The organism is Sedimentitalea xiamensis (assembly GCF_030164465.1).
GTDB classification, from domain to species: Bacteria; Pseudomonadota; Alphaproteobacteria; order Rhodobacterales; family Rhodobacteraceae; genus Sedimentitalea; species Sedimentitalea xiamensis.
On the sequence record NZ_JASNJE010000013.1, the window covers coordinates 47,397 to 74,228 of the forward strand.

General features: G+C 65.9%; 25 protein-coding genes. 18 read left to right on the plus strand and 7 right to left on the minus strand.

Annotation, left to right across the window (positions count from 1 at the left end):
- Positions 1-39 precede the first annotated feature (39 nt).
- From QO034_RS11945 to QO034_RS11955, 3 genes are read right to left on the minus strand one after another with little or no spacing between them, the layout of a single operon-like run.
- Positions 40-861, minus strand: a complete 822-nt coding sequence (locus QO034_RS11945) for a sugar phosphate isomerase/epimerase family protein (RefSeq protein ID WP_284485765.1) — start codon at positions 859-861, stop codon at positions 40-42.
- Complete coding sequence (locus QO034_RS11950) at positions 861-2,546, minus strand: FAD-dependent oxidoreductase (RefSeq protein ID WP_284485766.1); 1,686 nt, start codon at positions 2,544-2,546, stop codon at positions 861-863. Before QO034_RS11950 ends, QO034_RS11945 begins: the two co-directional genes overlap by 1 nt.
- A gap of 1 nt (position 2,547) precedes the next feature.
- Positions 2,548-3,231, minus strand: a complete 684-nt coding sequence (locus QO034_RS11955; RefSeq protein WP_284485767.1) for a TetR family transcriptional regulator — start codon at positions 3,229-3,231, stop codon at positions 2,548-2,550.
- A 162-nt stretch (positions 3,232-3,393) separates the two neighbouring features.
- Here QO034_RS11955 and QO034_RS11960 point away from each other — a divergent pair, with 162 nt between their 5' ends.
- The 9 genes from QO034_RS11960 to QO034_RS12000 all read left to right on the plus strand — a co-directional run bounded on the left by QO034_RS11960 (position 3,394) and on the right by QO034_RS12000 (position 14,141).
- The gene (locus tag QO034_RS11960; RefSeq protein WP_284485768.1) at positions 3,394-4,398 is read left to right on the plus strand and encodes a Bug family tripartite tricarboxylate transporter substrate binding protein; all 1,005 of its coding nucleotides are present in this window, start codon (positions 3,394-3,396) and stop codon (positions 4,396-4,398) included.
- A 128-nt stretch (positions 4,399-4,526) separates the two neighbouring features.
- Entirely contained in the window at positions 4,527-5,102 is a 576-nt protein-coding gene (locus QO034_RS11965; protein ID WP_284485769.1) for a tripartite tricarboxylate transporter TctB family protein, read from the plus strand.
- Entirely contained in the window at positions 5,102-6,610 is a 1,509-nt protein-coding gene (locus tag QO034_RS11970; protein ID WP_284485770.1) for a tripartite tricarboxylate transporter permease, read from the plus strand. The genes QO034_RS11965 and QO034_RS11970 overlap by 1 nt, the downstream gene beginning before the upstream one ends.
- The gene (locus QO034_RS11975) at positions 6,607-7,458 is read left to right on the plus strand and encodes a shikimate dehydrogenase family protein (protein ID WP_284485771.1); all 852 of its coding nucleotides are present in this window, start codon (positions 6,607-6,609) and stop codon (positions 7,456-7,458) included. The genes QO034_RS11970 and QO034_RS11975 overlap by 4 nt, the downstream gene beginning before the upstream one ends.
- Complete coding sequence (locus QO034_RS11980) at positions 7,455-9,341, plus strand: bifunctional sugar phosphate isomerase/epimerase/4-hydroxyphenylpyruvate dioxygenase family protein (protein ID WP_284485772.1); 1,887 nt, start codon at positions 7,455-7,457, stop codon at positions 9,339-9,341. Before QO034_RS11975 ends, QO034_RS11980 begins: the two co-directional genes overlap by 4 nt.
- Positions 9,338-9,598 (plus strand): hypothetical protein, encoded by a 261-nt coding sequence (locus QO034_RS11985; RefSeq protein WP_284485773.1) that lies wholly within the window; start codon positions 9,338-9,340, stop codon positions 9,596-9,598. Before QO034_RS11980 ends, QO034_RS11985 begins: the two co-directional genes overlap by 4 nt.
- A 237-nt stretch (positions 9,599-9,835) precedes the next feature.
- On the plus strand, positions 9,836-10,543 hold the full coding sequence (locus QO034_RS11990) for an ABC transporter ATP-binding protein (RefSeq protein WP_284485774.1): 708 nt from the start codon (positions 9,836-9,838) through the stop codon (positions 10,541-10,543).
- Positions 10,540-12,903 (plus strand): ABC transporter permease, encoded by a 2,364-nt coding sequence (locus QO034_RS11995; protein WP_284485775.1) that lies wholly within the window; start codon positions 10,540-10,542, stop codon positions 12,901-12,903. The genes QO034_RS11990 and QO034_RS11995 overlap by 4 nt, the downstream gene beginning before the upstream one ends.
- 5 nt (positions 12,904-12,908) lie before the next feature.
- A complete protein-coding gene (locus QO034_RS12000; protein ID WP_284485776.1) occupies positions 12,909-14,141 on the plus strand; it encodes an efflux RND transporter periplasmic adaptor subunit in 1,233 nt (410 codons plus the stop codon).
- Positions 14,142-14,150: 9 nt separating this feature from the next.
- Here the strand turns inward: QO034_RS12000 and pcaQ are convergent, their stop codons facing one another.
- The gene (pcaQ, locus tag QO034_RS12005; RefSeq protein ID WP_284485777.1) at positions 14,151-15,071 is read right to left on the minus strand and encodes a pca operon transcription factor PcaQ; all 921 of its coding nucleotides are present in this window, start codon (positions 15,069-15,071) and stop codon (positions 14,151-14,153) included.
- Positions 15,072-15,166: 95 nt separating this feature from the next.
- On the opposite strand from pcaQ, the gene pobA reads away from it, so the two are divergent.
- The 5 genes from pobA (at position 15,167) to QO034_RS12030 (ending at position 18,974) form a co-directional block, all read left to right on the plus strand.
- Positions 15,167-16,336, plus strand: coding sequence for a 4-hydroxybenzoate 3-monooxygenase (gene pobA, locus QO034_RS12010; protein ID WP_284485778.1), 1,170 nt, complete (start codon positions 15,167-15,169; stop codon positions 16,334-16,336).
- A gap of 64 nt (positions 16,337-16,400) precedes the next feature.
- On the plus strand, positions 16,401-16,781 hold the full coding sequence (gene pcaC, locus QO034_RS12015) for a 4-carboxymuconolactone decarboxylase (protein WP_284485779.1): 381 nt from the start codon (positions 16,401-16,403) through the stop codon (positions 16,779-16,781).
- Positions 16,778-17,506, plus strand: a complete 729-nt coding sequence (pcaH, locus tag QO034_RS12020) for a protocatechuate 3,4-dioxygenase subunit beta (protein WP_284485780.1) — start codon at positions 16,778-16,780, stop codon at positions 17,504-17,506. Before pcaC ends, pcaH begins: the two co-directional genes overlap by 4 nt.
- 3 nt (positions 17,507-17,509) lie before the next feature.
- A complete protein-coding gene (gene pcaG / locus QO034_RS12025) occupies positions 17,510-18,130 on the plus strand; it encodes a protocatechuate 3,4-dioxygenase subunit alpha (RefSeq protein WP_284485781.1) in 621 nt (206 codons plus the stop codon).
- Positions 18,123-18,974, plus strand: a complete 852-nt coding sequence (locus QO034_RS12030; RefSeq protein WP_284485782.1) for a BKACE family enzyme — start codon at positions 18,123-18,125, stop codon at positions 18,972-18,974. Before pcaG ends, QO034_RS12030 begins: the two co-directional genes overlap by 8 nt.
- Positions 18,975-19,003: 29 nt before the next feature.
- Here QO034_RS12030 and QO034_RS12035 read toward each other — a convergent pair whose 3' ends face one another.
- Genes QO034_RS12035 through QO034_RS12045 form a run of 3 tightly spaced genes read right to left on the minus strand, consistent with a single transcriptional unit; the run spans position 19,004 to position 22,836 of the window.
- On the minus strand, positions 19,004-19,384 hold the full coding sequence (locus QO034_RS12035) for an RNA-binding S4 domain-containing protein (protein WP_284485783.1): 381 nt from the start codon (positions 19,382-19,384) through the stop codon (positions 19,004-19,006).
- A gap of 2 nt (positions 19,385-19,386) precedes the next feature.
- On the minus strand, positions 19,387-22,242 hold the full coding sequence (locus QO034_RS12040) for a helicase-related protein (RefSeq protein WP_284485784.1): 2,856 nt from the start codon (positions 22,240-22,242) through the stop codon (positions 19,387-19,389).
- A 24-nt stretch (positions 22,243-22,266) separates the two neighbouring features.
- Positions 22,267-22,836, minus strand: coding sequence for a tetratricopeptide repeat protein (locus QO034_RS12045; RefSeq protein WP_284485785.1), 570 nt, complete (start codon positions 22,834-22,836; stop codon positions 22,267-22,269).
- A gap of 72 nt (positions 22,837-22,908) precedes the next feature.
- Between QO034_RS12045 and QO034_RS12050 the strand changes: the two genes are divergently transcribed.
- The 4 genes from QO034_RS12050 to QO034_RS12065 are packed head-to-tail and all read left to right on the plus strand — an operon-like array spanning position 22,909 to position 26,826.
- Positions 22,909-23,199: an SCP2 sterol-binding domain-containing protein gene (locus tag QO034_RS12050; RefSeq protein ID WP_284485786.1), complete on the plus strand. Its 291-nt coding sequence runs from the start codon at positions 22,909-22,911 to the stop codon at positions 23,197-23,199.
- Complete coding sequence (locus QO034_RS12055; protein WP_284485787.1) at positions 23,199-24,167, plus strand: alpha/beta hydrolase; 969 nt, start codon at positions 23,199-23,201, stop codon at positions 24,165-24,167. The genes QO034_RS12050 and QO034_RS12055 overlap by 1 nt, the downstream gene beginning before the upstream one ends.
- 56 nt (positions 24,168-24,223) lie before the next feature.
- Positions 24,224-25,237 (plus strand): ligase-associated DNA damage response exonuclease, encoded by a 1,014-nt coding sequence (locus QO034_RS12060; protein ID WP_284485788.1) that lies wholly within the window; start codon positions 24,224-24,226, stop codon positions 25,235-25,237.
- Complete coding sequence (locus tag QO034_RS12065) at positions 25,234-26,826, plus strand: ATP-dependent DNA ligase (RefSeq protein WP_284485789.1); 1,593 nt, start codon at positions 25,234-25,236, stop codon at positions 26,824-26,826. Before QO034_RS12060 ends, QO034_RS12065 begins: the two co-directional genes overlap by 4 nt.
- The last annotated feature ends 6 nt before the right edge of the window (positions 26,827-26,832 follow it).

The window sequence follows — 26,832 nt, forward strand, 5'->3', positions numbered from 1 at the left end:
GCCGGGGCGTTTCTGCCGACAAGGAAACCGCGCCGAGGGCTAGTTGCGGCAAAGCCCCTGATTTTCCAGATGATCGCGCGCCGCCGCAATCATCTGTTTCGCCAGCGCAAGCCTTGTCTGACCCGGGCGTTGCGCTTCCATGGGGATTTCCAGCGCGGCCATGGCTTCGGGCGGCACATGGCCAAGAATGTCGCGCAGCGGGATCTCGCCCTGACCGGGTATCATCCGGGCCTCGCGGGCGGTGCGCAAAAGCGCATCTTCGGAATAGGCCGGCTGCACCATGGCGTCGCAGAGATGGATGAAGGGAAACCGGTCCGGGTCCGCCTGCGTCAGGTCGCCGGTGCGGCTTCCGGACCTGTCAAAATGTAGCGTATCCAGAAGAACCCCGATCGACGGGTTCCCGGTGGCGGTCACGATGCCCAATGCGGTTCGGAGATCCGGCACGTTCGTCCATGGGAAGAATTCGAGCACCGGGCGCAGGCCGAACCCTTCGGCACGGTCCGCGAAAGCCGCAAGGTTGTCCGTCAATCGCGCCAGATCCGGGTCATAAGGTGCCGTGACGATGTGCCTAGCCTCCAGTTCGGCCCCGGCTGCAAGGAACGCATCGAGCGTTCCGGCGTCGAACTCCGGCGTCAGGCGCACGAATTCGATGTCGTTCACCGTGACTCCGGTGTCCCGCATGGCCCGGCGCGTGTCCCGCATCATCGCCGGATCGTCCATCAGGCGATAGCCGGGCGTCGTCTCGGTCACGGCGATCAGGCGCAGGCCGACGGCGGCGAAACCGGCCTTTGCCGCAAGCCGGATCAGCGCCGGCGGCGGCAGGTCCAGAAAGGTGAGATGTGCAAGCGAAACCGGACGCATCAGACCGATCCCGCCGCGCGCCGGCCGGCTATGTAGCCGAAGGTCATCGCCGGCCCGATGTTGATCCCGCCCGCCGGATAGTGCCCGCCCATCACGCTCGCCATGTCGCAGCCCGCCGCATAAAGCCCGCCGATCACCGAGCCATCGGCGCGCAGGACTTCCGCCGCGCCGTTTGTCTTGAGCCCCGCAAAGGTGCCGAAGCTTCCCGGAATGACCTTCACCGCATAGAAAGGCCCGGTCTCGATCGGGGCCACACAGGGATTGGGCGTTTGCGCCGGATCGCCCCGCAACCGGTTGTAAGGCGTTGTGCCGCGTCCGAACGCGGGGTCCCGGCCCTCTCGGGCATCGGCGTTGTAGGTTTCCAGCGTTTCCTTCAAACCCGCCGGATCGATGCCGCAGGCGCGCGCCAGATCGGCGACCGTCCGGCCCGACCTGATATAGCCGGATCGCAGGTAGGGTCCGACAGGCACCGGCCGGGGCCGGGAAATCCCAAGGCCATAGCGGCGCTGGAACGCCCTGGTGCAGATCAGCCAGGATTCCGGGATCTCGCCCGCCGGCGTCGCGGCCAGCATCGCGACCACATAATCGTGATACCCGTTGCCTTCGTTGCAGAACCGCTTTCCGTCGCGCAGAACCCCGATGATTCCCGGTTTGCCCCGTTCGATGATATGCGGGAACAGAGCCGTTGAGCCATCGCCCTTCGGCACCTCCGACACCGGGCAATAGGCCGAGGCCGACGCGACGGAACCGTCAAATGCGGCCCCGACCGCTTCGGCAAGGGCGGCGCCGCCGCCGGTGCTGAACGGCGTCGCCAGGGTGCGCGGCGGCGTATCGGCCGGCGACAGCGGCGCAAGGCGCGTCATGTCATGGGCAACGCCGCCGGTCGCCAGAACGACACCCGCGTCCGTCACGATCCGGTGCGCGCCCCCGGCGGTTTCCACCTCGACCCCGCATACGCGCGCGCCATCGACGCAAAGCCGCTTGACGTTCACCGAGGTCCTGAGATCGACACCCAGATCGCGGGCGGATTTCAGCAACCGCGCGACGAGCGCATTTCCGTTGCGCAGCTGCATGCCGCGCCCGTGCAACGCCAGATCGACCAGATGCCGCCCGAACCGCCGGCTCACATGGGCAAAGGCGCGCGGCGACCGCGTCATCGTCATGAACGCCCGTAGATCGGCCCCGGCCTGTATGGTCATTCCCATGAACGCCGTCTCCGCCAGCGGTTTCCGCAGCAGGGCGATATCCTTGCCCAGGGCGCGACCATCGAACGGGGCGGCAATGACGGATCGCCCCCCTTTCCCCGCGCCGGACACCTGCCCATAGGTATCCGGAATATGCGTTCCGCCTTCGAACCGCACCGCCGTGGCCGATTCGAAAAAGCCGACCATCTCGGGTGCGGCCCGCAGGAAGGCATCGACCTTGGCGTCGTCAAAATTGTTGCCCAGGACCTGCGCGAGATAACGCCGCGGGGCGTCGATATCCTCGACGATGCCGGCGCGCACCGCCAGCGGATTGCGCGGGACCCACATCCATCCGCCGGACCAGGCCGTCGTGCCTCCGATCACCGGCGCTTTTTCGAGAAGCACGACCTTCAGGCCTTCATGCGCGGCGGTGACGGCGGCTGACAATCCCGCGGCCCCCGACCCGATCACCACCAGATCGCAGGTTTCCGGCGCCGTCATGTCAGCTCCAGGATTTCGGGTCATGGCCGATGACGACGGCGGCCATCACCATGTCCGCCAGCCGTTCCTTCAGGGCCGCCTGATGGGCTTTCGAATAGAGCGACGTTCCGAAAGACGCCGAGAACGTAGCCCGGTTCGAGACATTGTAGAAGCTGAACGAACTGATCAGCCAGTGCAGTTCCAGCGGATCGGCCCCGGCCCGAAACAAGCCCTCGGCCTTGCCGCGCCTGCAGACATCCGAAAGCTTGTCGATGATCGACCGGTTCAGGTTCGGAACGATATCGGATTTCCGCAGGTAATCGGCATTGTGGATGTTCTCGATCATCACCAGACGAATGAAATGCGGCGCGTTCGCATGGGCGTCAAAGGTCGCCTCGATCAGACGCCGGAGGGCCTTTACCGGATCGAGTCCCGCCACATCCAGAAGATCCTCGCTGCGGCGCAGAAATGCATAAACCCCTTCCAGAACAGCGCAATAAAGCCCTTCCTTGTCGCCGAAATAGTAGTAGATCATGCGCTTGGACGTCGATGTCCTGCGGGCGATCTCGTTGATGTTCGCCCCCGAAAGACCATGTGCCGCGAATTCTTCGGTCGCGATGGCCAGGATGTTCTGCCTGACCGCCTCGGGATCCTTTTTCCAAGATGTCTTGCGCGCCTTTGCCGGACGCTCCGCTCCTCCATCCATGGTCTTGCCTCATGCGTAAGTCTGATTCTGCCCCTTGGATAGCACAAATTTAACCCTGCGGTACATTTTTGTTGACAAATTAACCCTTAAGTACAAAAAAGGAGGCAATCCAGCGAAACGAGGAGCGAATCGCTGGCCGGAAAACACCAAGGGAGGACAGAAATGTCTCGTAAACTGATTGGCGCACTCGTTGCGTTCGGACTGGGCGCAACCGTCGCATCGGCGCAAGACTACCCGGCCAAGGAAATCCAGGGCATCATCCAGTGGGGCGCCGGCGGATCGACCGATACGGTCATGCGCTCGGTGACGCCGCATGCCGAGGAAGTCCTGGGCGGAACCGTCGTTCTGCAAAACATGACCGGCGCGGTCGGCGCCATCGCCCTGAACCATGTCGCCGGTTCGGACGCGGACGGCTACACCCTGCTGATGGGCGCGGAAAACCCGCTGCTCTACAAGGTGATGGGTCTGGGCGACAAGGATTATTCCGAATTCACGCCGATCAACATCCTGGCGCGCGGCACGCCGATCCTCGTTGCCAACAACGAGGCGCCTTTCGACGACTATGCCGGCATGATGGAATATATCGCGAACAATCCCGGCGAGCTGCGCATCGGGTCCACGGGTCCGGGCGGCGTGCCCTCCGTCATCACCGCGATGATGGACACCGTCGAAGGCAAGCTCGACGTGACGGCGGTTCCCTATGACGGCGACGGACCGGCCCTGACCGCCCTGCAAGGCGGCGCGATCGACGTGATGCCGGCGGTGCTTGGCGCCTCCATCGAGGGCATTCGCGCCGGGTCGATGAAACCGCTCGCGATCTTCGACGTCGCGCAGAACGCGAAACTTCCGGATGTGCCGCTGGTGACAAGCTTCAACGAAGGCTACAACACCTACCTGCCCTGGGGTCCGTTCTTTGGCGTGTTCGCCCCGAAGGGCACCCCGGACGACATTGTCGCCAAACTCGGCGAAGCCTATGCCGCCGGCGCGGCGCATCCCGATTTCGTCGAACTGATGGACAACCGCGGTTTCACCATGATGGGAATCAGCGGCGCCGAAGCTGAGGACTTCCTGGCCAAATGGCAGCAGGGCACCGCCTGGCTCTTGCAGGACGCAGGATTGACCAAGGCGTCGCCGGAAGACTTCGGCATCGCGCGTCCGGGCGAATAGGCCGGCACCCAACCGCGCGGCAGGCCAGAGGGCCAGCCGAACATGGCGCCGCCCGCGCCAGATGACGCTGGGCGGCGCCGCGCGTTCCGGGATAGGAGCCCGGATCAATTCAACGGGAGGAGACAACCATGGATCCGGATTTCAGGGGCGACAGCGATCACCACGATGGCACATCGGACGCGACGCCCGGCGGCTACACCGAACAACGCAGACCGGGCGAACTCGGCTTCGCGATCTTTCTGAGCGTCGCGAGCCTGTTCCTGCTCTACAGCGCCTACGGCATCTCGGGCTTTGAAGCGCTGTCCGCGCCGGGCGCCGTGCCGATGGCCACCACGCTGGTCATGGCGGTCGCGGCCCTGGTGGTGACGGCGCGCACCGCGCGGTTTCCTCTCGTGCCGACCGAAACCCTGGGCAAGGACATTCTGCCACCGCTGGTTCTTGTTTTCATCGGGTTTCTCATTCTCTTCGGCCTGCTGCTGAAACCGCTGGGCTTCGTTCCGACGGCCGCCATCTTCCTGGTGGTTTCGGTCAAGCTGCTCGCCCGCAAGGGCTGGGGCTACACCTTTGCCGTCGCGCTTGGCTCGCTCGTCATCATCTGGATCGTGTTCCGCGTGATCTTCACCGTGCTGTTGCCGGCGGGCATCCTGCCCGAGGCCGAATTCATCCAGTTCTTCCGCAATCTCGTTTCCGGGGGGGCCTCCTGATGGACACGATACTCGCCATGCTCACGATCTTCACGCAGCCGGAACTGCTGGTTCTGGTGGGGGTCGGAACCTTCGCAGGGATCTACATCGGGGCGATCCCCGGCCTGTCGGTGACGATGGCCGTCTCGATCCTGATTTCCTTCACCTTTTCCTGGGATGTCTATCCGGCGATCTCGTTGATGGTCGGCATCTACATGGGCGGCGTCTATGGCGGATCGCGCACCGCGATCCTGCTCAACATCCCCGGCGCGCCCTCGGCCATCGCGACGGCGATGGACGGCTACCCGATGGCCAAACGCGGCGAAGCCGGGCAAGCCATCGGCGTGACCACGGTCATGTCGTTCTTCGGCGGGCTGATCGGCATCCTGGTGCTGGCGCTGGCTGCCCCCTTCGTGTCGGACTTCGCGCTCACCTTCCAGCCCCGCGACTACATGCTGCTGGCCGTGCTCGGCATCCTGCTGGTCGGGTCGCTGTCCAGCGGGTCGCTGGTCAAGGGCATATTCGCCGGGGCTCTCGGCATCGCCATCGGCGCCGTGGGCCGTGACCCGCTGACCTTCACCGAACGCTTCACCTTCGATCTTCAGATCATGGAAGGCGGCATTTCCTTCATCGCCGTCATGATCGGCATGTTCGGGGTCTCCGAAGCCCTTCTTCAGTTGCAGAACGTCGGAATGAAGGCGGTGCGCCAGAAGATCAGCAAGATCGTCCCATCCTTCGGAACCATCCGCAAATACCTGCCGCTGTCCCTGCAAACATCGAGCATCGGCGTGATCATCGGCGCCCTGCCCGGCACCGGCGGCGACATTGCGGCCTTGATGGCCTATGACCACGCCAAGCGCGTCACCAAGAACCCGGAACGCCCCTTCGGCGAAGGCGCGATGGAAGGTCTCGTCGCGCCGGAAACCGCGAACAACGCCGCCGTCGGCGGGGCCTTCATTCCGATGATGACCCTGGGCATACCCGGCGATGCCGTGACCGCGATCATGATCGGCGCGCTCTTCATCCATGGGCTGAACCCCGGCCCGATGCTGATGATCGACCAGCCGGACATGTTCTGGTTCATCGTCGGCGCGCTGCTGACCGCCAATGTCTTCATGCTGATCTTCGGGCTGACCGGGATCAAGATCTTCACCAAGATCGTCGAGATGCCGCGTTCGGTCATCATCCCGCTGATCCTGCTGCTGTCGATTGTCGGGGCCTATGCGGTCAACAATTCGATCTCCGATGTCTACTGGATGCTCGGGTTCGGGGTCTTCGGATATTTCATGCGCCATTACGGCTACCCGCTGGGTCCGGTCATTCTGGGCGTGATCCTGTCGCGGCTGCTGGACGACAACTGGCGGCGCGCGATCATCTCGGAACGCGAAGACCTCGGCCGCTTCTTCGAAGGCATATTCACCAGCCCCCTGTCGCTCGTGCTCTTCGTCGCGGTGATCCTGATCTTCGTCAGCCAGACACCGCTCTGGATGTCCATGAAACGCCGTGTATTCGGAAAGGCAACGTCATGACAAATACATCGGAAACCACCGTGAAGCTCGGCCTGATCGGCGACAACATCACCCGGTCCAAGTCCCCCCGCCTGCATCGGACCGCCGGAACGCTGACCGGCCGCAACGTGACCTATGACCGGCTGATCCCGAAGGACCTCGGCCTGACGTTTGACGAAGTCTTCGAACAGGCCCGTTCCGGCGGCTTTCGCGGCATCAATGTCACCTATCCCTACAAGGAAGTGGTGACGGCCAAGGTGACGGTATCGGACCCGCTGGTGCGCGCCATCGGGGCCGTCAACACCGTGGTCTTCGACCCCGAGGGTCCGAAAGGGTTCAACACGGATTACTCCGGCTTCATGAGCGCCTACCGCAGCGTGCGCGGGTCGGAAAATCCGGGCACCGTCTGCCTGATCGGCACCGGCGGCGTCGGCAAGGCGGTCGCCTTCGGGCTGATCGGCCTGAAGGCCCGTGTCATCCGCTGCGTCGATCTCGACCCCGCCAAGGCGGAGGCGCTGGCCGACGCCCTGCGGGCGCTGGAGTCGGACACCCGGATCGAAACCTTCAGCGACCCCGTCGCGGCGGCGCGCGGCGCGGACGGGATCATCAACTGCACGCCCCTGGGCATGGTGGGCATCGGCGGCTCCGCCCTGCCCTTTGAAGCGATGAAAGGCGCGGCCTGGGCCTTCGATGCGGTCTATACCCCGGTCGAGACTCCGTTTCTCATGGATGCGGAACGCGCCGGGCTGACGGTGATTTCGGGCTACGAACTGTTCTTCGGACAGGGGATCGACGCCTGGTCCATCTTCACCGGCATCGGCCTCGACCACGCCGCCCTGCGCGCCGCGATCCAGGAGGAAGCGCCATGAAGACCTCGATCGCGACGGTTTCGATCTCCGGCAATCTGGTCGAAAAGCTGGAGGCCATCGCCGCCGCCGGCTTCGACGGCATCGAGATCTTCGAACAGGATTTCATCGCCCATGACGGCAATCCCCGTGAGGTCGGCGACCTGATCCGCACCATGGGTCTGGACATCACCCTGTTCCAGCCGTTCCGGGATTTCGAGGGCCTGCCGGAACCCTTGCGCGCCAAGGCGTTCGACCGGGCGGAGCGGAAATTCGACCTGATGCAGGAACTCGGCACCGACCTGGTGCTCGTCTGCTCCTCCTGCCATCCGCAGGCCCTGGGCGGCATCGACCGGGCCGCCGAAGACTTCCACGCCCTGGGCGAACGCGCCGCCGCCCGCGGCCTGCGCGTCGGCTTCGAAGCCCTGGCCTGGGGGCGGCATGTCAACGACCACCGGGACGCCTGGGAAATCGTCCGGCGGGCCGATCATGCCAATGTCGGGGTGATCCTCGACAGCTTCCACACGCTGTCGCGCAGGATCGACCCGGAAACGATCCGCCGCATCCCCGGCGACAGGATCTTCTTCGTCCAGCTGGCCGATGCGCCGCTGATCGACATGGACCTGCTCTACTGGTCCCGGCATTTCCGCAACATGCCCGGCGAAGGCGACCTGGCGGTCACGGATTTCATGAAGGCGGTGATGGCCACCGGCTACGCCGGGCCGGTCTCGCTGGAGATCTTCAACGATCAGTTCCGCGGCGGGCGGCCGAAGACGATCGCCAAGGACGGCTACCGGTCGCTCGTCGCCCTGATGGACGATGTGCGCCGCGAAGAACCCGCGGCCGTGCGCGACCTCGCCCCGATGCCGGCCCGATCCACCGTGAACGGCGTCGCCTTCGTGGAATTCGCCACGCGGGGCGAAGAAGCGGATGCGCTGGAAACCATGCTGCGGTCCCTCGGCTTCCGTCTTTCGGGCGCCCATATCGCCAAGAACCTGTCGCTCTGGGCACAGGGCGAAATCCGGATCGTCGTGAACCGGGAAACCAGCGGTTACGCCAGCAGCGCCTACAGCATGCACGGCACCACGGTCTGCGACATCGGCATCTCCGTGCAGGCCGCGACGGAAACCGTGGACAGGGCGCAGCGGCTGGGCGCCGATCCCTTCCGGCAGCCGATCGGACCGGGCGAACTCGACATCCCGGCGATCCGCGGCCTCAGCGGCAGCGTCCTGCATTTCATCGACGAAGCCAGCGGTCTGAACGACGTATGGTCGGTGGAATTCACCGAGACTCCGGGCGAGGACAGCGGGGCCGGTCTGAAACGCATCGACCACCTGGCGCAGACCATGAGCTATGACGAGATGCTCAGCTGGTCGCTGTTCTACACGACGCTGTTTGAGATGCGGAAATCCCCCATGGTCGATGTGGTCGATCCGGACGGGCTGGTACGCAGCCAGGCGCTCGAAACCCCGGACGGGACCTTCCGGATCACGCTCAACGGCGCGGAAACCCACCGCACGATGGCCGGGAATTTCCTGGCCGACAGCTTCGGCGCATCGGTGCAGCATATCGCGCTGGCGAGCGACGACATTTTCGCCACTTCCGATGCCCTGGCCGCGCGCGGGTTTGCACCCTTGCCGATGTCGGACAACTACTATGCCGACCTGGCCGCGCGGTTCGACCTGGACGCCGGCATGCTGGCGCGGCTCAAGGCCGGCAACATCCTCTACGACGAGGATGCCTCCGGCGCGTTCTTCCAGTTCTACTCGCGGCCCTATTCCGGCGGCATGTTCTTTGAGATCGTGCAACGGTGGAACGGCTATGCCGGCTATGGCGCGCCGAACGCGCCGTTCCGCATCGCCGCGCAGAAACGCCTGATGCGCCCGAAAGGAATGCCGAAAAGATGACCAGCCGTTACGCTTACGGGACGTCTGTTCGGCGTTCGGTCCTGGCGGAATTGCTCGTCACCCTCGCCCGGTTCAACGCGACCCAACTGGCCGGCGTGCACCAGGCACTCGTGCATGAACAGGAACGCTCGGGAACGGTCTGGGCGCTGGAGTGGATGATCCTGCCGCAAATGGCGCAGGCCACGACACGCGGTCTGACGACGGCGCAGGATCTGTGCCGGTCGGTGACGCGCCTGGGATCACCGAATCCCGGCTGAGACCGCGCCGCCGTCCGGACTGTCACCTGACCTGCCCGGTCGTGTTCCGCCAGTGTTCGCCCCCTTGCCGCGGCCGTAATCGTCCGGCTCCCGCCGTCATGCGCAAACCGCAAATGCGCCGGTCGCGTCGCCCTGTCCGCGCGGTGATCGATCCGGCGATGTTGACAACCCGGCCGGCGCCCCCGAACCTCGCGGCTGATTTCGGTCAGGAATGAACGGTGCGCCGTCGGGTTTTGCATGGAAACACTCACCTTCAGGACACGGGAGCTTGCGAAAGTCTACGGAGAGGGACGGTCCGCCGTGCACGCGCTGCGGGGCGTCGACCTCGACATCCCCAAGGGTGAAATCGTCGTGTTGCTCGGCCCCTCCGGAAGCGGCAAGTCCACCTTGCTGAACATCATCGGAGGGCTGGACCGCGCCACCGGCGGCGATGCGTTTTTCCGGGACCGCAACCTGACGGCGATGACGGACAGGGAATTGACCCGGTACCGGCGCGACCACGTGGGTTTCGTCTTTCAGTTCTACAACCTGATGCCAAGCCTGACCGCCCGCGAGAACGTCGAACTCGTCACCGAGATCGCCCGCGACCCGATGGACCCGGACACGGCACTGGCGATGGTCGGCCTGCACGACCGGGTGGACCATTTCCCGGCGCAACTGTCCGGCGGCGAACAGCAACGGGTCGCCATCGCAAGAGCCGTCGCCAAGAACCCGACCGTCCTGCTCTGCGACGAACCCACCGGCGCCCTGGACAGCACGACCGGACGGGCGGTCCTGAACGTCCTGAAGAACGTCAACGAGAAACTGGGAGCCACCGTCCTGATCGTCACCCATGCCGCCAGCCAGGCGGCGATGGCCGACCGGGTCATCCACTTCGCCGATGGCGGCATCCGCAAGATCGAGATCAACGAGACCAAGTTGGCCCCGGAGGAGATCGAGTGGTGAGCCCGCTGGACCGCAAGCTCCTGCGCGACCTCTGGCGCATCAAGGGACAGGCCGCGGCGATCGGCGTGGTCATCGCCGTCGGCGTCGCGATGCTGGTGATGATGAGCGGGCTGGTCACATCGCTGGTGCAGACCCGCGACGCCTATTATGACCGCTACCGTCTTGCGGACATCTTCGCCCCCGCCACCCGCGCCCCGGACCGCCTGGCGCACCGCATGGCCGCCATCGATGGCGTCAGCGCGGTGGAACCGCGGGTGACCGGCAGCGCGCTTGTCGATCTGCCCGGCCTCGACCTGCCGGTGCAGGCGCAGGCGGTGTCCCTGCCGGACCTGTCCGCGCCGCGGGTGAACGACGTGTTTCTCACCGACGGGCGGATGATAGACAGCGATCACGCCGATGAAATCCTGCTGCTGCGGTCTTTCGCCAGGGCGCATGGCCTGCGTCCCGGAGACCGGATCAGCGCGACGATGAACGGGGCGCGGCACGGGTTCCGGATCGTCGGCCTCGCCCAAAGCCCGGAGTTTCTCTATACGACCGCGCCGGGCGAACTGATCCCCGACGATGCCCGTTTCGGTGTCCTCTGGATGAGCCGTTCAGCGCTTTCCGCCGCCTATGACATGGAAGGCGCGTTCAACGAGGCGCTGCTGACGCTGGCGCACGGGGCGAACGAGGCGGCCGTTCTGGACGCGGTCGACAGGCTGCTCGCGCCCTATGGCGGAACCGGCGCCTACCCGGTCGCCGACCAGACCTCCAACCGTTTCGTCAGCGAGGAAATCTCCGGGCTCGAAGCGTCGAGCGCCGCGGTGCCGCCGATCTTTCTCGGCGTCGCCGCCTTTCTCCTTTATATCGTGATCAGCCGCATGGTGCAGTCCGAACGCGAGGAAATCGGATTGATGAAGGCCTTCGGCTATACCGACACCGAAGTAGGCGTGCATTACTTCAAGCTGGTGATGGCGGTCGCCGTCGGCGGCGCGCTGGCCGGGTGCCTGCTGGGCATCGCCGGAGGGCGGGCGCTGGTCGAGGTCTATGTGATCTACTACAAGTTTCCATTCCTGCTGTTCCAGCTTGATCCGGCATCCTTCGCCGCGGGTGTCAGCGTCAGCATCCTGTCGGCCTCGGGTGGCGGGCTGCTGGTGCTGCGCCGGGTGTTCCTGCTCACCCCGGCAGCCGCCATGCGCCCCCCCACCCCGCCCGACTACAGCCGGGCCGGAAACATCGGGCGGGCCTTGAACGCCTGGCTCGATCAGCCGTCGCGGATGGTCCTGCGCCGGATCACCCGTCAGCCGGGGCGCATGGCGGGGGCGGTGATCGGCATTGCCTGCGGCATGGCCCTGAGCGCCTCGATGATCACGATCTACGCCGCCTTCGACCGCACCATCGACCTGACATTCAACGTCATGGACCGCAGCGACGTGACCGTCAGTTTCACCAATGCGCTGTCGGACATGGCAGTCTTCGAACTGCGCCGCGACGATTCGGTGATCCTGGCCGAACCCCGGCGCCATGTTCCGGCCGTGTTCCGCAACGGTCTGAACAGCCATCGCGGCGTCATCACCGGCATCCCGCCCGGAGCGCGGCTCGGGCGGGCGCTGGATTCGCAGCAGGCCGAAATCCCGTTGCCCGCCAGCGGCATCGTCCTGTCCACGGCGCTGGCGGACATCCTGAACGTCCGCCCCGGAGACCGGCTGACCGTCGAGATGCGCGAAGGCCGACAGCCGACCCTTCAGATCCCGGTGACGGCAGTGGCCGAAAGCCTGCTGGGCGCGCCCGCCTACATGAACCTCGCTGCCCTGAACCGCGCCCTGGGCGAACCCGGCCGCATGTCGGGCGTCCTACTGGCCATCGACCGGGACCGCGCACCTGCGCTTTACGCCGCGTTGCGGAACATGCCGATGGTCGCCGGCGTCAGCCTGAAATCGGAGGCCGAGGCCGCCTTCCTGAAAACCATGAACACCGGCGCCGGGGCCATTCGCTACGTGATGGGCGCGATCGCCTTCGTGATCACCTTCGGCATCGTCTACAACGCCGCCCGCATCGCCCATGCGGAACGCTACCGCGACCTGGCAAGCCTGCGGGTGATCGGGTTCACCAGGGCCGAAACCGCCTTCGTCCTGCTGGGGGAGCTGGCGGTCGTGACCCTGGCCGCCCTGCCGCTGGGCAGTCTGTTGGGACATTATCTGTCCTTCGCCATCGCGGCGGGATTTTCCAGCGAACTCTACCAGATCCCGACGATCTTCGACCCGCCGAGCCACGGATTCGCCGCAATCGTGGTGATTGGCGCCGCCGCCGTCTCCGGCTGGCTGGTCAAACGCGACATCGACAGGGCCGATCTCGTTTCGGCGTTGAAAACGAGGGAGTAGCCGGAATGGTCAAAGCGAGAAAAAGATCCCGGATCGTTCTGACCGCCGGCGCCCTGCTGCTGGTTGCCGGGGCGCTCGCCGCCGCGTTCTGGCCCAAGCCGTCGATGGTCGACATGGGCGAGGTCACGCGCGGCGCCATGCGCCTGACCATCGACGAAGAAGGCCGCACGCAGGTGCGGGACGCCTATGTCGTTTCGACCCCCGTCGCCGGACAGTTGCAGCGCGTCGGCGTCGAACCGGGCGACCCGGTGGAACGCGGCAAGACAGTCGTCGCGCATATGCATCCCACCAATCCCGCCGCGCTGGACGTGCGCACCCGCGAACAGGCGCTGGCCGCGGTCGCCGCCGCAACCGCGGCCCTGCGGGTGGCGCGCGCCGACCTGAATGCCGCCATCGCCAACCGCGACGGCGCGGATACCGAACTCAACCGGACGGAAGAACTGGTCGCGCGCGGGTTTTCCACCAGCGCCGCGCTGGACCGCGCCCGCCAGGCGGCGCGGGTGGCCCAGGCCAGCGTCGACACCGCCGAAGCCGCGATCGCCATGCGCGAGGCCGAGATCGCCAATGCGCAGGCGCAGCTGATCGGTTTCGACGACAAGAAGCTGGCGGCAGCCATGGGCAACGGCGCCAATGACATCCCGCTCTACGCGCCTGCGGACGGGCGCATTCTCCGGGTGATCCAGCAAAGCGAAACGGCCTTGCCCGCCGGCGCGCCGATCATGGAAATCGGCAATATCGCCAACGATCTCGAAATCGTCGCCGAACTGCTGTCCACGGACGCGGTGCAGGTCGCCCCCGGCGATCCGGTGATCATCACCGACTGGGGCGGCCCGCGCGATCTCGACGGCGAAGTCACCCGTGTCGAACCCTTCGGCGTCACCCAGTTCTCGGCCCTGGGCGTCGAGGAACAGCGGGTGAATACGGTCATCGCCATTTCCAGCCCGCCCGAAGACTATGCCGGGCTCGGCCACGGGTTCCGGGTCGAGGCCCGGATCGTCGTCTGGGACGCCGAGGATACCCTGATCGTCCCCGCCAGCGCGCTGTTCCGAAACCGCACCTCCTGGGCGGTCTTCGTCGCGAACGACGGGGTGGCCCGGCTCCGCGAGATCGAGATCGGCCCCAACAACGGCACCGAAGCGCAGGTCGTCAGCGGTCTCAGCGAAGGCGACCGGGTCGTTCTCTACCCGTCGTCGGGGCTGACGGATGGCACGCGCATCGCGGCGCGCGTCCTCAACTGATCCGCCCGGTCACGCGGGCGTCGCGCCGGGGTCCGCGGCGGCCTGCACCAGGGCGCGGGCAAAGGCGCGGGAGGCGGCGGAGGGCACCTCTTCGGCGCGGGTCATGATCCCGACCGCTCCGGCGGTGGCAGCCATGTCGAGGTCGAGCCGGACCAGCAGCCCGCCGGCGATATCGCCGGCGACGACGCCGAGGCTGATGAACCAGACCGTTCCCGGATCGCCAAGCGTGACCGTGCGGCCAAAGGCCGGCGATGCGGATTCGATCCGGTTGGCGAACAGCGGAATGCCCTGCGAGATCAGGAGCCGCGCCACCAGCGGCCGGATCGCCGAATCCTTCGGCGGATAGAGCACGCGGAACGCTTCCAGGTCGCCGAGCCTGCGGACGGAAGCCGCCGGTCCGCCCCGCGCCGTCACCACCGCGACCTCTTCGCTGTAAAGCTGACGAAACGACAGCCCCTGCATCGACTCCGGCCGCCCCAACCGCCCCACGACCATGTCGAGCCGGCCCGCGCGCAGCCGCGTCGTCAGGTCGTGATGCGGCCCTTCGTGGATCTCGATCAGCGTATCCGGGTTGCGGGCGGCGAAAGCCGGGACCATGCGCGGCAGCAGGTGGGACACGACGCTGGGCAGCGCGCCGATCTTCAGGCTCGCCCCCGCGCCGCTTGTCGCCCGAACGCTGCGCAGCCCATGCCGCAGCGCCGCCGTGCTCTGTTCCGCGAATTGCAGGAACACCTCTCCTTCCGGGGTCAGCGCGACGCCGGAGCGGCTGCGCTCCATCAGCACGGCACCCACGATCTCTTCCAGTTCCCTGAGCGTCTTGGAAATCGCCGGCTGCGTCAGGTTCAGCTGTTCGGACGCGCGTTTCAGGCTGCGCGCCCGCGCGATCGCGCTGAAGGCATCGAGATGCCGGAACTTGATCCGTCGATCCATTTACTTACCCAAAACAGAAAGTATTTTGCCTTATTGTTCATTTTTCTTGTCGCTTGCAACATGCGAATATCAATCATCACGTGGAGGAGAACGGGATGAAAACCCAAATCGCGATCATCGGCGGCGGACCTTCGGGATTGCTCCTGTCGCAATTGCTGCACACCCGTGGGATCGACAGCATCGTGCTGGAACGCAAGACCAAGGACTATGTTCTGGGGCGAATCCGCGCCGGCGTTCTGGAACAGGGCTTCGTCAGACTGCTGGAAGAAGCCGGATGCGCGGACCGGCTGCACGCCGAAGGTTTCGTCCATTCCGGCACGCTGATTTCCTACGGCGGCGAGATGTTCCGGCTCGATTTCGAGGAACACACCGGAACCCCCGTGATCGTCTACGGCCAGACCGAAGTGACCCGCGATCTTTACGACGCGCGCGAGAAAGCCGGCGGACAGATCGAATTCAACGTCGATAACGTGGTGATCCACGACGCGGATTCCGACACCCCGCATGTCACCTATGCCGTGGACGGCAAACAGCGGCGGATCGACTGCGATTTCGTCGCCGGCTGCGACGGCTTTCACGGGGTCAGCCGGCAGACGATCCCGCTGGATGTGCGCCGGGAATACGAAAAGGTCTATCCCTTCGGCTGGCTCGGCATCCTGTCCGAAACGCCGCCGGTCAACCACGAACTGATCTACGCCAATTCCGAACGCGGCTTCGCGCTCTGTTCGATGCGCAACGACAATCTCAGCCGCTACTACATTCAATGCTCGCTCAGCGACAAGCCCGAGGACTGGACGGACGACGCGTTCTGGCAGGAACTTCGCCGCCGCATTCCCGCCGACCAGGCAGACAAGCTCGTCACCGGGCCGAGCATCGAGAAATCCATCGCCCCGCTGCGATCCTTCGTGACCGAACCCATGCGCTGGGGCCGGCTGTTCCTCTGCGGCGACGCCGCCCATATCGTGCCGCCCACCGGCGCCAAGGGCCTGAACACCGCCGCCTCGGACGTGCATTACCTCTATGAAGGGCTGCGCAGCTACTATGCCAGCGGCAGCACCGACGGGATCGACAGCTATTCCGGCAAGGCGCTGAGCCGCATCTGGAAGGCCGAACGCTTCAGCTGGTGGTTCTCGTCGATGATGCACCGCTATCCCGACCAGTCGGAATTCGACCTCAAGATGCAGGTCGCCGACCTGGAATTCCTGCGATCCAACAAGGCCGCGCAGAAGGCGATGGCCGAGAACTACGTGGGACTCCCCTACTGATGCGCGCCACCGGCCCTGACGCGGCGACCGCGCGCGTATTCGAAAACGGAAAAGGAGAATCGTCATGACCAGCCGTTACGCTTCTGGGATGTCTGTTCGGCGTTCGGTTCTGGGGGATTCGCATGTGGACCGGGCGGAGGCCGCCAAGACCGACTTCGACCTGCCCTTCCAGGCGCTGATCACCGAGGGCGCCTGGGGCACGGTCTGGGCCGATGACAGCATCTCAAGGCGCGAACGATCCATGCTGACGCTGGCACTGCTCGCCGCGACCGGGAATTTCGAGGAGATCCCGATGCACATCCGCGCCACCGCCAATACGGGCGCGACCAAGAATGACGTGATGCAGGCTCTGCTGCACGTGGCGATCTACGCCGGCGTGCCCAAGGCCAATCATGCAATCAAACTTGCCAAACAAACATACGCCGAAATGGAGGAGAACAGATGACCCAGCCCGGAGAGTTCTATCAGCGAGACCGGAGCATTCAGCCTCCGGCCTTTACGCCCGGATACAAGACATCCGTCGCGCGCAGCCCGCGTTATTCGATGATCTCGCTGCAAAACTCGGTTTCCGAGATAACCGGTCCCCGCTTCGGCCATAGTGACATCGACGCGGGCGACAATGACCTGCTGACCAACTACGCCAAGGCCGGCGAAAGCCCGATCGGCGAGCGGATCATCCTGCACGGGCGGGTGCTGGACGAGAACGCGCGGCCTGTTCCGAAGACGCTTGTCGAGATCTGGCAGGCCAACGCGGGCGGGCGGTATCGGCACAAGAAGGACACCTATCTCGCGCCGATAGACCCGAACTTCGGCGGCTGCGGCCGGACGCTGACAGATGAGAACGGCTATTTCTACTTCCGCACCGTCAAACCAGGCGCCTACCCCTGGCGCAACATGGTCAACAATTGGCGGCCCGCGCATATCCACGTCTCTGTCTTTGGTACGGGCTTCGCGCAACGGCTGATCACGCAATGCTATTTCGAAGGCGATCCACTGATCCCGATCTGCCCGATCGTGCAGACAATTCCCGATCAGGGTGCCATCGAGCAGCTGACCGCCAAGCTCGATCTGAACGCAACCATCCCGCTCGACAGCATTGCCTACAAGTTCGACATCGTGCTGCGCGGGCGTCGCTCGACGCTTTTCGAGAACCGTCTGGAAGGAAACTGACCAATGCCTCAGGAACTCGCATATCTGAAAGAATCCGCGTCGCAGACGGCCGGACCCTACGTTCATATCGGGTTGGCCCCCGGCGCCGCAGGCTTTGAAATCTATCGCCAGGAGTTGGGTCGCGACATGACCGGCCCCAACGCCAAAGGCGAACGCATTCGCGTCGAAGGCCGCATCATCGACGGCATGGGCGCACCCATCAAGGATGTACTGCTGGAAGTCTGGCAAGCCAATGCCGATGGCCACTATGCGCATCCCGAAGGCGGCGGCGAGGTCGAAGAGGGTTTCCGTGGCTGGGGTCGGGTCATTTCGGATTTCGACACCGGCGAATGGGGCTTTGACACGGTCAAGCCCGGCGCGACCCGGGGCCGCAATGTCGGCACGCAAGCACCGCATCTGAACCTGTGGATCGTCGCCCGCGGGATCAATATCGGGCTCAACACGCGGATGTATTTCTCCGACGAAGCGGAGGCGAACGCCGCCGATCCGGTGCTGAACCTCATTGAATGGGAAAACCGGCGCGGCACGCTGATCGCAGAACGTACGGAACGGGATGGCATGCCCGTCTACCGCTTTGACGTCCGCCTGCAAGGCGAAGATGAAACAGTGTTCTTCGATGTCTGATCCCAAGCAAAAGCCCTGCATCATCTGCGTCGCGATCACCGGCTCCCTGCCCACCAAGGCGAACAACCCGGCGGTGCCGATCACCGTCGCCGAGCAGGTCGAGAGCACCCAGGAAGCCTTCGAGGCCGGCGCCTCCATCGTGCACGCCCATGTGCGCAACGGTGACGGGACGCCCTCCTCGGATCCGGAAAAGTTCGCCCGGCTGAAGGACGGGCTGGACAAGCACTGCCCCGGCATGATCGTGCAGTTCTCGACCGGCGGGCGGTCGGGCGCCGGGCAGACGCGGGGCGGGATGCTGCCGCTGCGCCCGGACATGGCCTCGCTCTCGGTCGGCTCCAACAACTTCCCGACGCGGGTCTACGAGAATCCGCCGGACCTGGTGGACTGGCTGGCGTCCGAGATGAAGGCGTATGATGTGAAACCCGAGATCGAGGCCTTCGACCTCAGCCACATCTTCCAGGCGGCGAAGATGCATGCCGACGGGCGGATCAAGGACACCCCCTATGTGCAGTTCGTCATGGGCGTGAAGAACGCGATGCCGGTCGACCGCGAGGTCTTCGACTTCTACATCCGCACGGTCCGCCGCCTGTTCGGGCCGGACGCGCCCTGGTGCGCCGCCGGCATCGGCGCGCAACAGCTGACCCTGAACGAATGGGCCGTGGCGAGCGGCGGCCACGCCCGCACCGGGCTCGAGGACAACGTGCGCCTGGACCGCGATACGCTCGCTCCATCGAACGCGGCGCTGGTACGGCGCGTGGCTGAGATCTGTGACAAAAACGAACGCCCCGTGGCGACCTGGGCCGAGGCACGGCAAATCCTGGGGTTGAAGGAGGTAGCGGCCTAGACCGGCGGCTTCGGAATAGGCGGCTACGGTCAGTCCGGATCGGACGGACCGTCCGCCCGCAGCGACTCCAGCGCCCGCCGGTCCTTTTTCGTCGGCCGCGCGCCCACCCTTTCGGGCGCAGGTCCGGAGTCCGCGACGGGCGCGAGATCGGTGAACAGGGCCTGCGCCTCGGACGCGGGTCCGCGCCGCGTTCCCAGAGCCTGAACCTGCACCACGCGGATCCGCCGCGCCTGGGCAAAGGTCAGAACATCGCCCATGGTCACGGCATGGGCCGGTTTCCCGACGCGGGCGCCGTTCACCCGGACGTGCCCGCCGCTGACCAGGCGCGCCGCCTGGGTCCGGGTCTTGAAGAACCGGGCATGCCAAAGCCACTTGTCCAGCCTCAGCTTGTCCGCGGACTGTTCCGCCACCGTCAGGTCTTGTCTTTCAGTCCCATCAGCGCGGCGGCAAAGGGGTTGTCGGGATCGATCTTCTTTTCCGGCCTCGGCGGGCGGGCGGAAAAGGATTTCGCCCCCTGGTCGCGGCCCGGCTCGCGCTTACCGTCACGCCTCGGGCTGCCCTTGGCCCGCGGCTTGCCCTTGCCCTGCGGCTTGCCGCCGCTGCGCGGCTGCCCCTTGCCGCGTCCGCCCTGCGGGCGCTGGCCCCATGTGAAGGTGTAGAACACTTCCATCTCCGGCGCATCCGTGTCGATGCCGGCCGGCGCGCCGGTTTCCGTTTCGGCGGCTTCGGCGCGGTCTTCGGCCCCGGTCCCGGTCGGGCTTTCGGCATCCGGCTGCGTCTCCGCTTCGGCGGGGGCGGTATTCGCCTCCGGTCCGGACGCGTCCGCGACCGTTTCAGGCGCGGATTCCCCCGACTCCGGTGCCGCTTTCGCCGCTGCGGGCGCGGGTTTGATCTTGACCCGTTCGCCGCGCTCGCCCTTGTAGCCCAGCCCCTGCATCAGATCCGCGAACTGCTCGAGCGTCGTGCCGGTGATCGACAGCATGTCGGGCCTGGCCTCGAACCCGCCCCGGCTGTCCTCGGCCCGCAGCAGATCGGCCAGCCGTTCCAGCATGTCGATCCGCACCGCGCGCTCTCCGGCGGCGCGATAACCGCACATGGTGTGATAGCCCTCGGGCGCGTCCTTGACCGTCGGCACCGTGACCAGCCCCGGCGGCGGTGCCTCGGGAAATTCCTGCAAGCCTTTGGCAAGCGACCACAGCACCAGCCGCAACCGCGTCGGCGCCGGTTTCAGCAACAGCGGCATGAAGACGGTGAACTGCCCGAAGCGGATGCCATGCTTGCGCAGCGCGCCCCGGGCGTCCTGATCGAGATCCTTGACCTCCTGCGCGATGTCCGCGCGTGGCAGGATGCCCATGGCTTCGACCATGCGGAAGGCGAATCCGCGCGCCAGCCCCGACAGCGCCTCGTCCCGTTGCAGGGCCAGCAGCGGTTCGAACAGCGCGGCGACCTTGCGGTCGATGAAATGCTGCAACCGGCGCTGCACTTTCTGCTCCACGTCCGGGCCCGCCGCGTCGTCGACGAAAACCTCGACCAGCGGTTTCAGTGGCTCGGCCCCGGCGACGAGCTTGCCGACCGCATGTTCGCCCCACATCAACCCGCCCTGTTCGGTATAGTCGATTTCGGTATCGGGCGCATTGTAGAATCGGTCTGCGCGCAGATGGAAATGCGGCGCAAGCGCCTGCAGGGACGCCGCCTTGACGGCCTTTTCCTCCGCCCCGGCCGCGGCCGACTTGTCGGCGGAAAACCGGAATCCTTCCAACCGCCCGACGAATTCGCCCTCGACGGTCACTTCACCCTTGTCATTCACTTCGGCCAAAAGGGCCTCCTTCTGCTTGAGCCGGCGCAGGAGCACGGATGTGCGCCGGTCCACAAATCTCTGGGTCAGACGTTCGTGCAGCGCGTCCGACACCCTGTCTTCTACAGCGCGGGTCTGCCCGCGCCAATGGCTTTCGTCACGGGTCCAGCCCCTGCGCTGAGCGACATATGTCCAGGTGCGGATATAGGCCAGCCGCTTGCTCAGCGTATCTATGTCTCCGTCGGGGCGGTCAATCCGTTTGATCTGCCGCGCCAGCCAGTCGTCGGGCACATGGCCGGTTTCGTGCAGATGGCCGAAGATGACTTCAAGCAGGCCGGCATGTTCAGCCTGGCTGATGCCGCGGAAATCGGGGATCCGGCACACATCCCAGAGCAGCCGCACCGAAGCGGCATCCGACGCCCTGGCAAAGACCTCGTCCACCTGCGCCAGCGATTTCAGCGCCCCCAGGTCGTCGGCCTCGCGCGCCTTGACGAGGTGTTCGCTGTCCGGCGCGACCTCCAGGCTCCGGATCAGCGCGTCGATGCTGCCGAACTGCAACGCCGCGCTGCGCCAGTTCAGCTTCTTCAGCGGCGTGAACCGGTGATCCATGATCGCCTGCGCGACCCCGTCGTCCAGCGGACGCGCCTCTCCGGTGACGCCGAAGGTGCCGCTCGCCATGCCGCGCCCGGCCCGCCCGGCGATCTGCGCCAGTTCGTTGGGCGCGAGCGGACGCATCCGGCGACCGTCGAATTTCGTCAGGGCGGAAAACGCCACGTGGTCGATGTCTAGGTTCAGCCCCATGCCGATGGCGTCAGTCGCCACCAGGTAATCCACGTCGCCGTTCTGGTAGAGATCCACCTGCGCGTTGCGGGTGCGCGGGCTCAGCGCCCCCATCACCACCGCCGCGCCGCCCTTCTGGCGGCGGATCAGTTCGGCTATGGCATAGACATTGTCCACCGAAAACCCGACGATGGCACTGCGGGCGGGCATCCGGCTGATCTTTTTCGCGCCGCTGTAGACCAGCTGCGACATCCGCTCCCGCCGCAGGAACTGCGCCTCGGGCACCAGCGCCGCGATCGGGCCGCGCATCGTGTCGCTTCCCAGGAACAGGGTCTCATGCTGCCCGCGCGACCGCAGAAGCCGGTCGGTGAACACATGGCCGCGTTCCGGATCGGCGCAGAGCTGGATCTCGTCCACGGCGAGAAAATCGCAGCCCATCCCCTCGGGCATCGCCTCGACCGTGCAGACCCAGTATTGCGTGCGCGGCGGCACGATGCGTTCCTCGCCCGTGACCAGCGCCACGACCGACGGGCCGCGGACCGAGACGATGCGATCATAGACCTCGCGGGCCAGAAGACGCAGCGGCAGACCGATGACGCCGGTGCGATGGCCCAGCATCCGTTCGATAGCATAGTGAGTCTTTCCTGTGTTGGTCGGCCCCAGAACCGCCGCCACCCGTGATGACGCTGTCACCTTTGCCCCCTGCCCGGTTCGGGCCTAAAGCGACTGGCCCTCGATCTCGGACCGCAGCCGGTCCATGGCCTTGGTTACGTCCTCGAAGTGGGGATGTATAGCCTTGGCCCGCGCATAGGCGTCATAGGCGCGGGCGTTGTCGCCGAAGGTCTCCAGAATCGTGCCCAGCCCGAAAATCGCGGTGTAGTTGTTCGGGTTGAGCGCCAGGGCGCGTTCCAGATCGGCCAGCGCCGGACCATAGAGTTCGGAATGGAAATAGGCCGAGGCGCGCGCGTTCCAGCCTTCGGCGAATTCGGGCGCATGATCGGTGAGAGCGGTCAGATGGTCGATCGCGGCGGCGAAATCCTCGGACTTCAGCGCATCCCGCCCCCGTTCCAGCAACAGGTCCATCGACGCCGATCCGCTTTTGGACCAGAGCCGCTGCAACTGCCTGTCCAGCCCCTTCGCCTGCGCGGCATCGGCGGAGGCAAGCGCTGACAACAGGGCGGATTCGTCCTCCAGGTCGCCATTCTGGGCGCTCAAAGGTATGGAATACATGACTATGGCGCAGGTTGCCGCCACGATACGTTGGAAAAGGGTCTGTTTTACGCTCATATCGCCATGCAGTGTAACGCAGCGCGCACCGATTTCCAGACACGAGCGCGTCAAACAGCAACGAGAGTGAACATGAGCGAATTTCTTGAACAGGCAGCCGCCGAACTGAACACCAAGCTGGCCGCCGCCGATTTCGACGGCACCGCCAAATTCGACGTGGCGGGCGAAGGCTCCATCGTGATGGACGCCTCGGGCGCGCGCGTGTCGGACGACGCGGCGGACGTCACGCTGAGCGCGGATGCCGACACCTTCAAGTCGATCTTCGACGGCGACATGAACCCGACCAGCGCGTTCATGAGCGGCAAGCTGACCGTGGACGGCGACATGGGCATGGCGATGAAACTGGCGGCGGTTCTCGCCTGATGGCGCTGACGCCGGCCCCGCTGTTCGATGACTTGGCTGGCGTCCCGTCCGGAGGGGTGGCCTATTGGGCGACCGCTTCGGATGGGGTGCGCCTCCGTGTCGCGCTCTGGCGTCCCGCCGGGGCGCCGCGCGGAACGGTCCTGATGTTTCCTGGCCGGACCGAATATATCGAGAAATACGGCGGGCTCGCAGACGAACTGACCGGGCGCGGATTTGCGACGGTGGTGATCGACTGGCGCGGCCAGGGACTGGCCGACCGGTTGCTGGAGGACACCCGGCTGGGCCATGTCGATGCCTTCACCGACTACCAGAAGGACGTAGCGGCGATGCTCGACGTCGCCAGGGCGGCCGATCTTCCCGAACCCTTCCACATGATCGGCCATTCCATGGGCGGCGGCATCGGGTTGCGGGCCGCGATGGATGGCCTGCCGCTGCAAAGCTGCGTCTTCACCGGACCGATGTGGGGCATCTACATGTCCCCGGCGGTCAAGCCCTTCGGTTGGGCCCTGTCGCATGTGGCGCCGATGATGGGCTTGGGCAACCGCCTGCCGCCAACCACCCGCTACGAAGGCTACGTGACCGCGCAGGGCTTCGCGGACAACGCGCTGACCACGGATCCCGACGCCTACAGGCTGATGCAGGACCACATGGCGGCCCGCCCGGAACTCGGCATCGGCGGTCCGACGCTGATCTGGTTGCGCGAAAGCCTGATGGAGTGCCGGAATCTGGCCTCGCGCGCCTCGCCGGACCTGCCGTGCCTGACCTTCCTGGGCGCCGGCGAATCCATCATCGACTGCGATTCGGTCCGGCGCAGGATGGCGGTCTGGCCCAGGGGCAGGCTCGTCGTGGTCGAGGGCGCGCGCCACGAGGTGCTGATGGAACGGCCGCAGATCCGGTCCCGGATCTTCGACCAGATGGACGCGCTGTTCGCCTCCGGAGCCGCCCCGGACCGGGTCATCTCGGCCTGACCGGCTGACAGCGGCGCGAACTGGCCTGGCGCGGTTTGCGCGCTATGATCGCCTGCATGGCGCGTTCCCCTGTCCTGACATTCACCGAAAAGGGCATCTACTGCCCTGCCGGCGACTTCTTCATCGACCCGTGGCGGCCGGTGGACCGGGCGCTGATCACCCATGGCCACGCGGATCACGCGCGGCCGGGGCACCGGCGCTACCTGGCCACGGCCGCCGCCGCGCCGGTCCTGCGCCACCGGCTTGGCCGGATCGACCTGGATACGGTCGGCTACGGGGAAACGCGCCGCATCGGTCAGGCCACCGTATCCTTTCACCCGGCCGGCCATGTGCCCGGATCGGCCCAGATCCGGGTCGAACTGGGCGGCGAAATCTGGGTGGTTTCCGGCGACTACAAGACCGAGAACGACGGGTTCTGCGAGCCTTTCGAACCGGTCGCCTGCCACAGCTTCATCACCGAAAGCACATTCGGCCTGCCGGTCTTCCGCTGGCCGCGCCAGTCCGAGACGGCAAAGCGGATCAACGGCTGGTGGCACACCTGCATCGCCGAGGGCCTGACGCCGGTTCTGGGGGCCTATAGCCTTGGCAAGGCGCAACGCCTGCTCGCCCTGTTGGATCGCGGCATCGGCCCCGTCCTCACCCATGGCGCCATCGAGGCGACCAACCAGGTCCTGCGGGCGCAGGGGCTCGCCCTGCCCGACACCGTGGCGCTGACGCCGGACACACACCTGCGCGATCATCCGGGCGCCCTGCTGCTGGTGCCACCAGCGGCGCTGTCCGGGTCCTGGGCGCGGCGTTTCGGTCCGCTCTCGACCGGATTCGCCAGCGGCTGGATGCAGATGCGCGGTGTGCGGCGGCGCAGGTCCGTGGACCGGGGGTTCGTGATGTCCGATCATGCGGACTGGAGCGGGTTGAACGAGACGATCCGGGAAATCGGAGCGGAAAACATTTACGCAACACATGGTTACACGGAAATCTTCACGCGATGGTTGACCGAGAGCGGATATAACGCCCGGATCGTTCCGACGGAATTCAACGGCGAGGATTCCGAAAGCGGGAATGCGGCATGAAGGCTTTCGCCGCCCTCTTCGCCCGGATCGACCAGTCGACGCGCACCTCGGTCAAGGTCGCGGCCCTGGCGGGTTATTTCCGCGAGGCCCCGATGCAGGACCGGCTCTGGACCATCGCCCTCTTCTCGGGCCGCCGCCCGAAACGCGCCGTCACCACGCGCCAGCTTAGGGAATGGGCGGCGGATCACGCGGGGCTGCCTCTCTGGCTCTTGGAAGAAAGCTATCCGGTGGTCGGGGATCTGGCCGAAACCATCGCGCTGATCCTGCCGCCGGCCTCCGGCGGCAGCGATCACGGCCTGAGCCACTGGATCGCTTACCTCAAGGACCTGCCGAACCTGCCGGAGGAGACCCGCAAGGCGCGGGTTCTGGCGGCCTGGGACCGGCTCGACAGCACCGAACGGTTTCTGTTCAACAAGCTGATCACCGGCGGGTTCCGCATCGGGATCAGCCAGAAGCTGATGACCCGCGCCCTCGCGGAGGCGACCGGGCAGGATCCGTCGGACCTCGCGCACCGGCTGATGGGCGACTGGACGCCCGACACCGTCGATTTCGAAACCCTGGTCCTGGCCGCCGACCCGCAAGCCGATGCCTCCCGCCCCTATCCCTTCTACCTGTCCTACGCGCTGGACCGGGACGCCGACACGCTCGGACGCCCGCAGGACTGGACCGCCGAATGGAAATGGGACGGAATCCGGGGCCAGTTGATCGTCCGCAACCGCCAGCATTTCGTCTGGTCGCGCGGCGAGGAACTGATGACCGACCGTTTCCCGGAACTGGCCCGCGCCGTGGACGCCCTGCCCGATGGCACGGTGCTGGACGGCGAACTCCTGGCCTGGGAAAACCACGCCCCGATGGGGTTCAACGCCTTGCAGAAACGGATCGGGCGCAAGACGGTTCCCCGCAGTCTCCTGCGCGACGCGCCGGTGATCTTCATGGCCTACGACCTGCTGGAATGGGGCGGCGAAGATCAGCGCGGCCTGCCCCACGCCACCCGGCGGGACCGGCTGCGCGCCGCCCTTGCCGATATGCCGGACGACCGCAATCTGCGCCTGTCGCCCTGCATCGCCTTTGACTCCTGGGACGGTCTCGCCCGCGTCCGCGCCGGCGCGCGCGCCGCCCATGCCGAAGGCGTGATGCTGAAACACAGGGATAGCCCCTATCTCGACGGCCGCCGCAAGGGCGACTGGTGGAAATGGAAGCTCGATCCGCGGACGATCGACGCGGTGATGATCTATGCGCAGTCCGGCCACGGGCGGCGCGCCAATCTCTTCACCGACTTCACCTTCGCGGTCTGGGACGGCGACGACCTCATGCCCTTCGCCAAGGCCTATTCCGGCCTCACCGACGCCGAATTCCGCGAGATCAGCGCCTGGGTGCGCCGGAACACGCAGCAGCGTTTCGGCCCGGTGCGGCAGGTCACGCCGCACCATGTCTTCGAAATCGCCTTCGAAGGCATCCACGAAAGCCCGCGCCACAAGTCCGGCGTCGCGCTGCGCTTTCCCCGCATGGCGCGCTGGCGGCGGGACAAGCCCGCGTCCGAGGCCAACACGCTCGACGATCTCAGGCGAATGCTGGCCGCCTGCGGTTAGACCGCG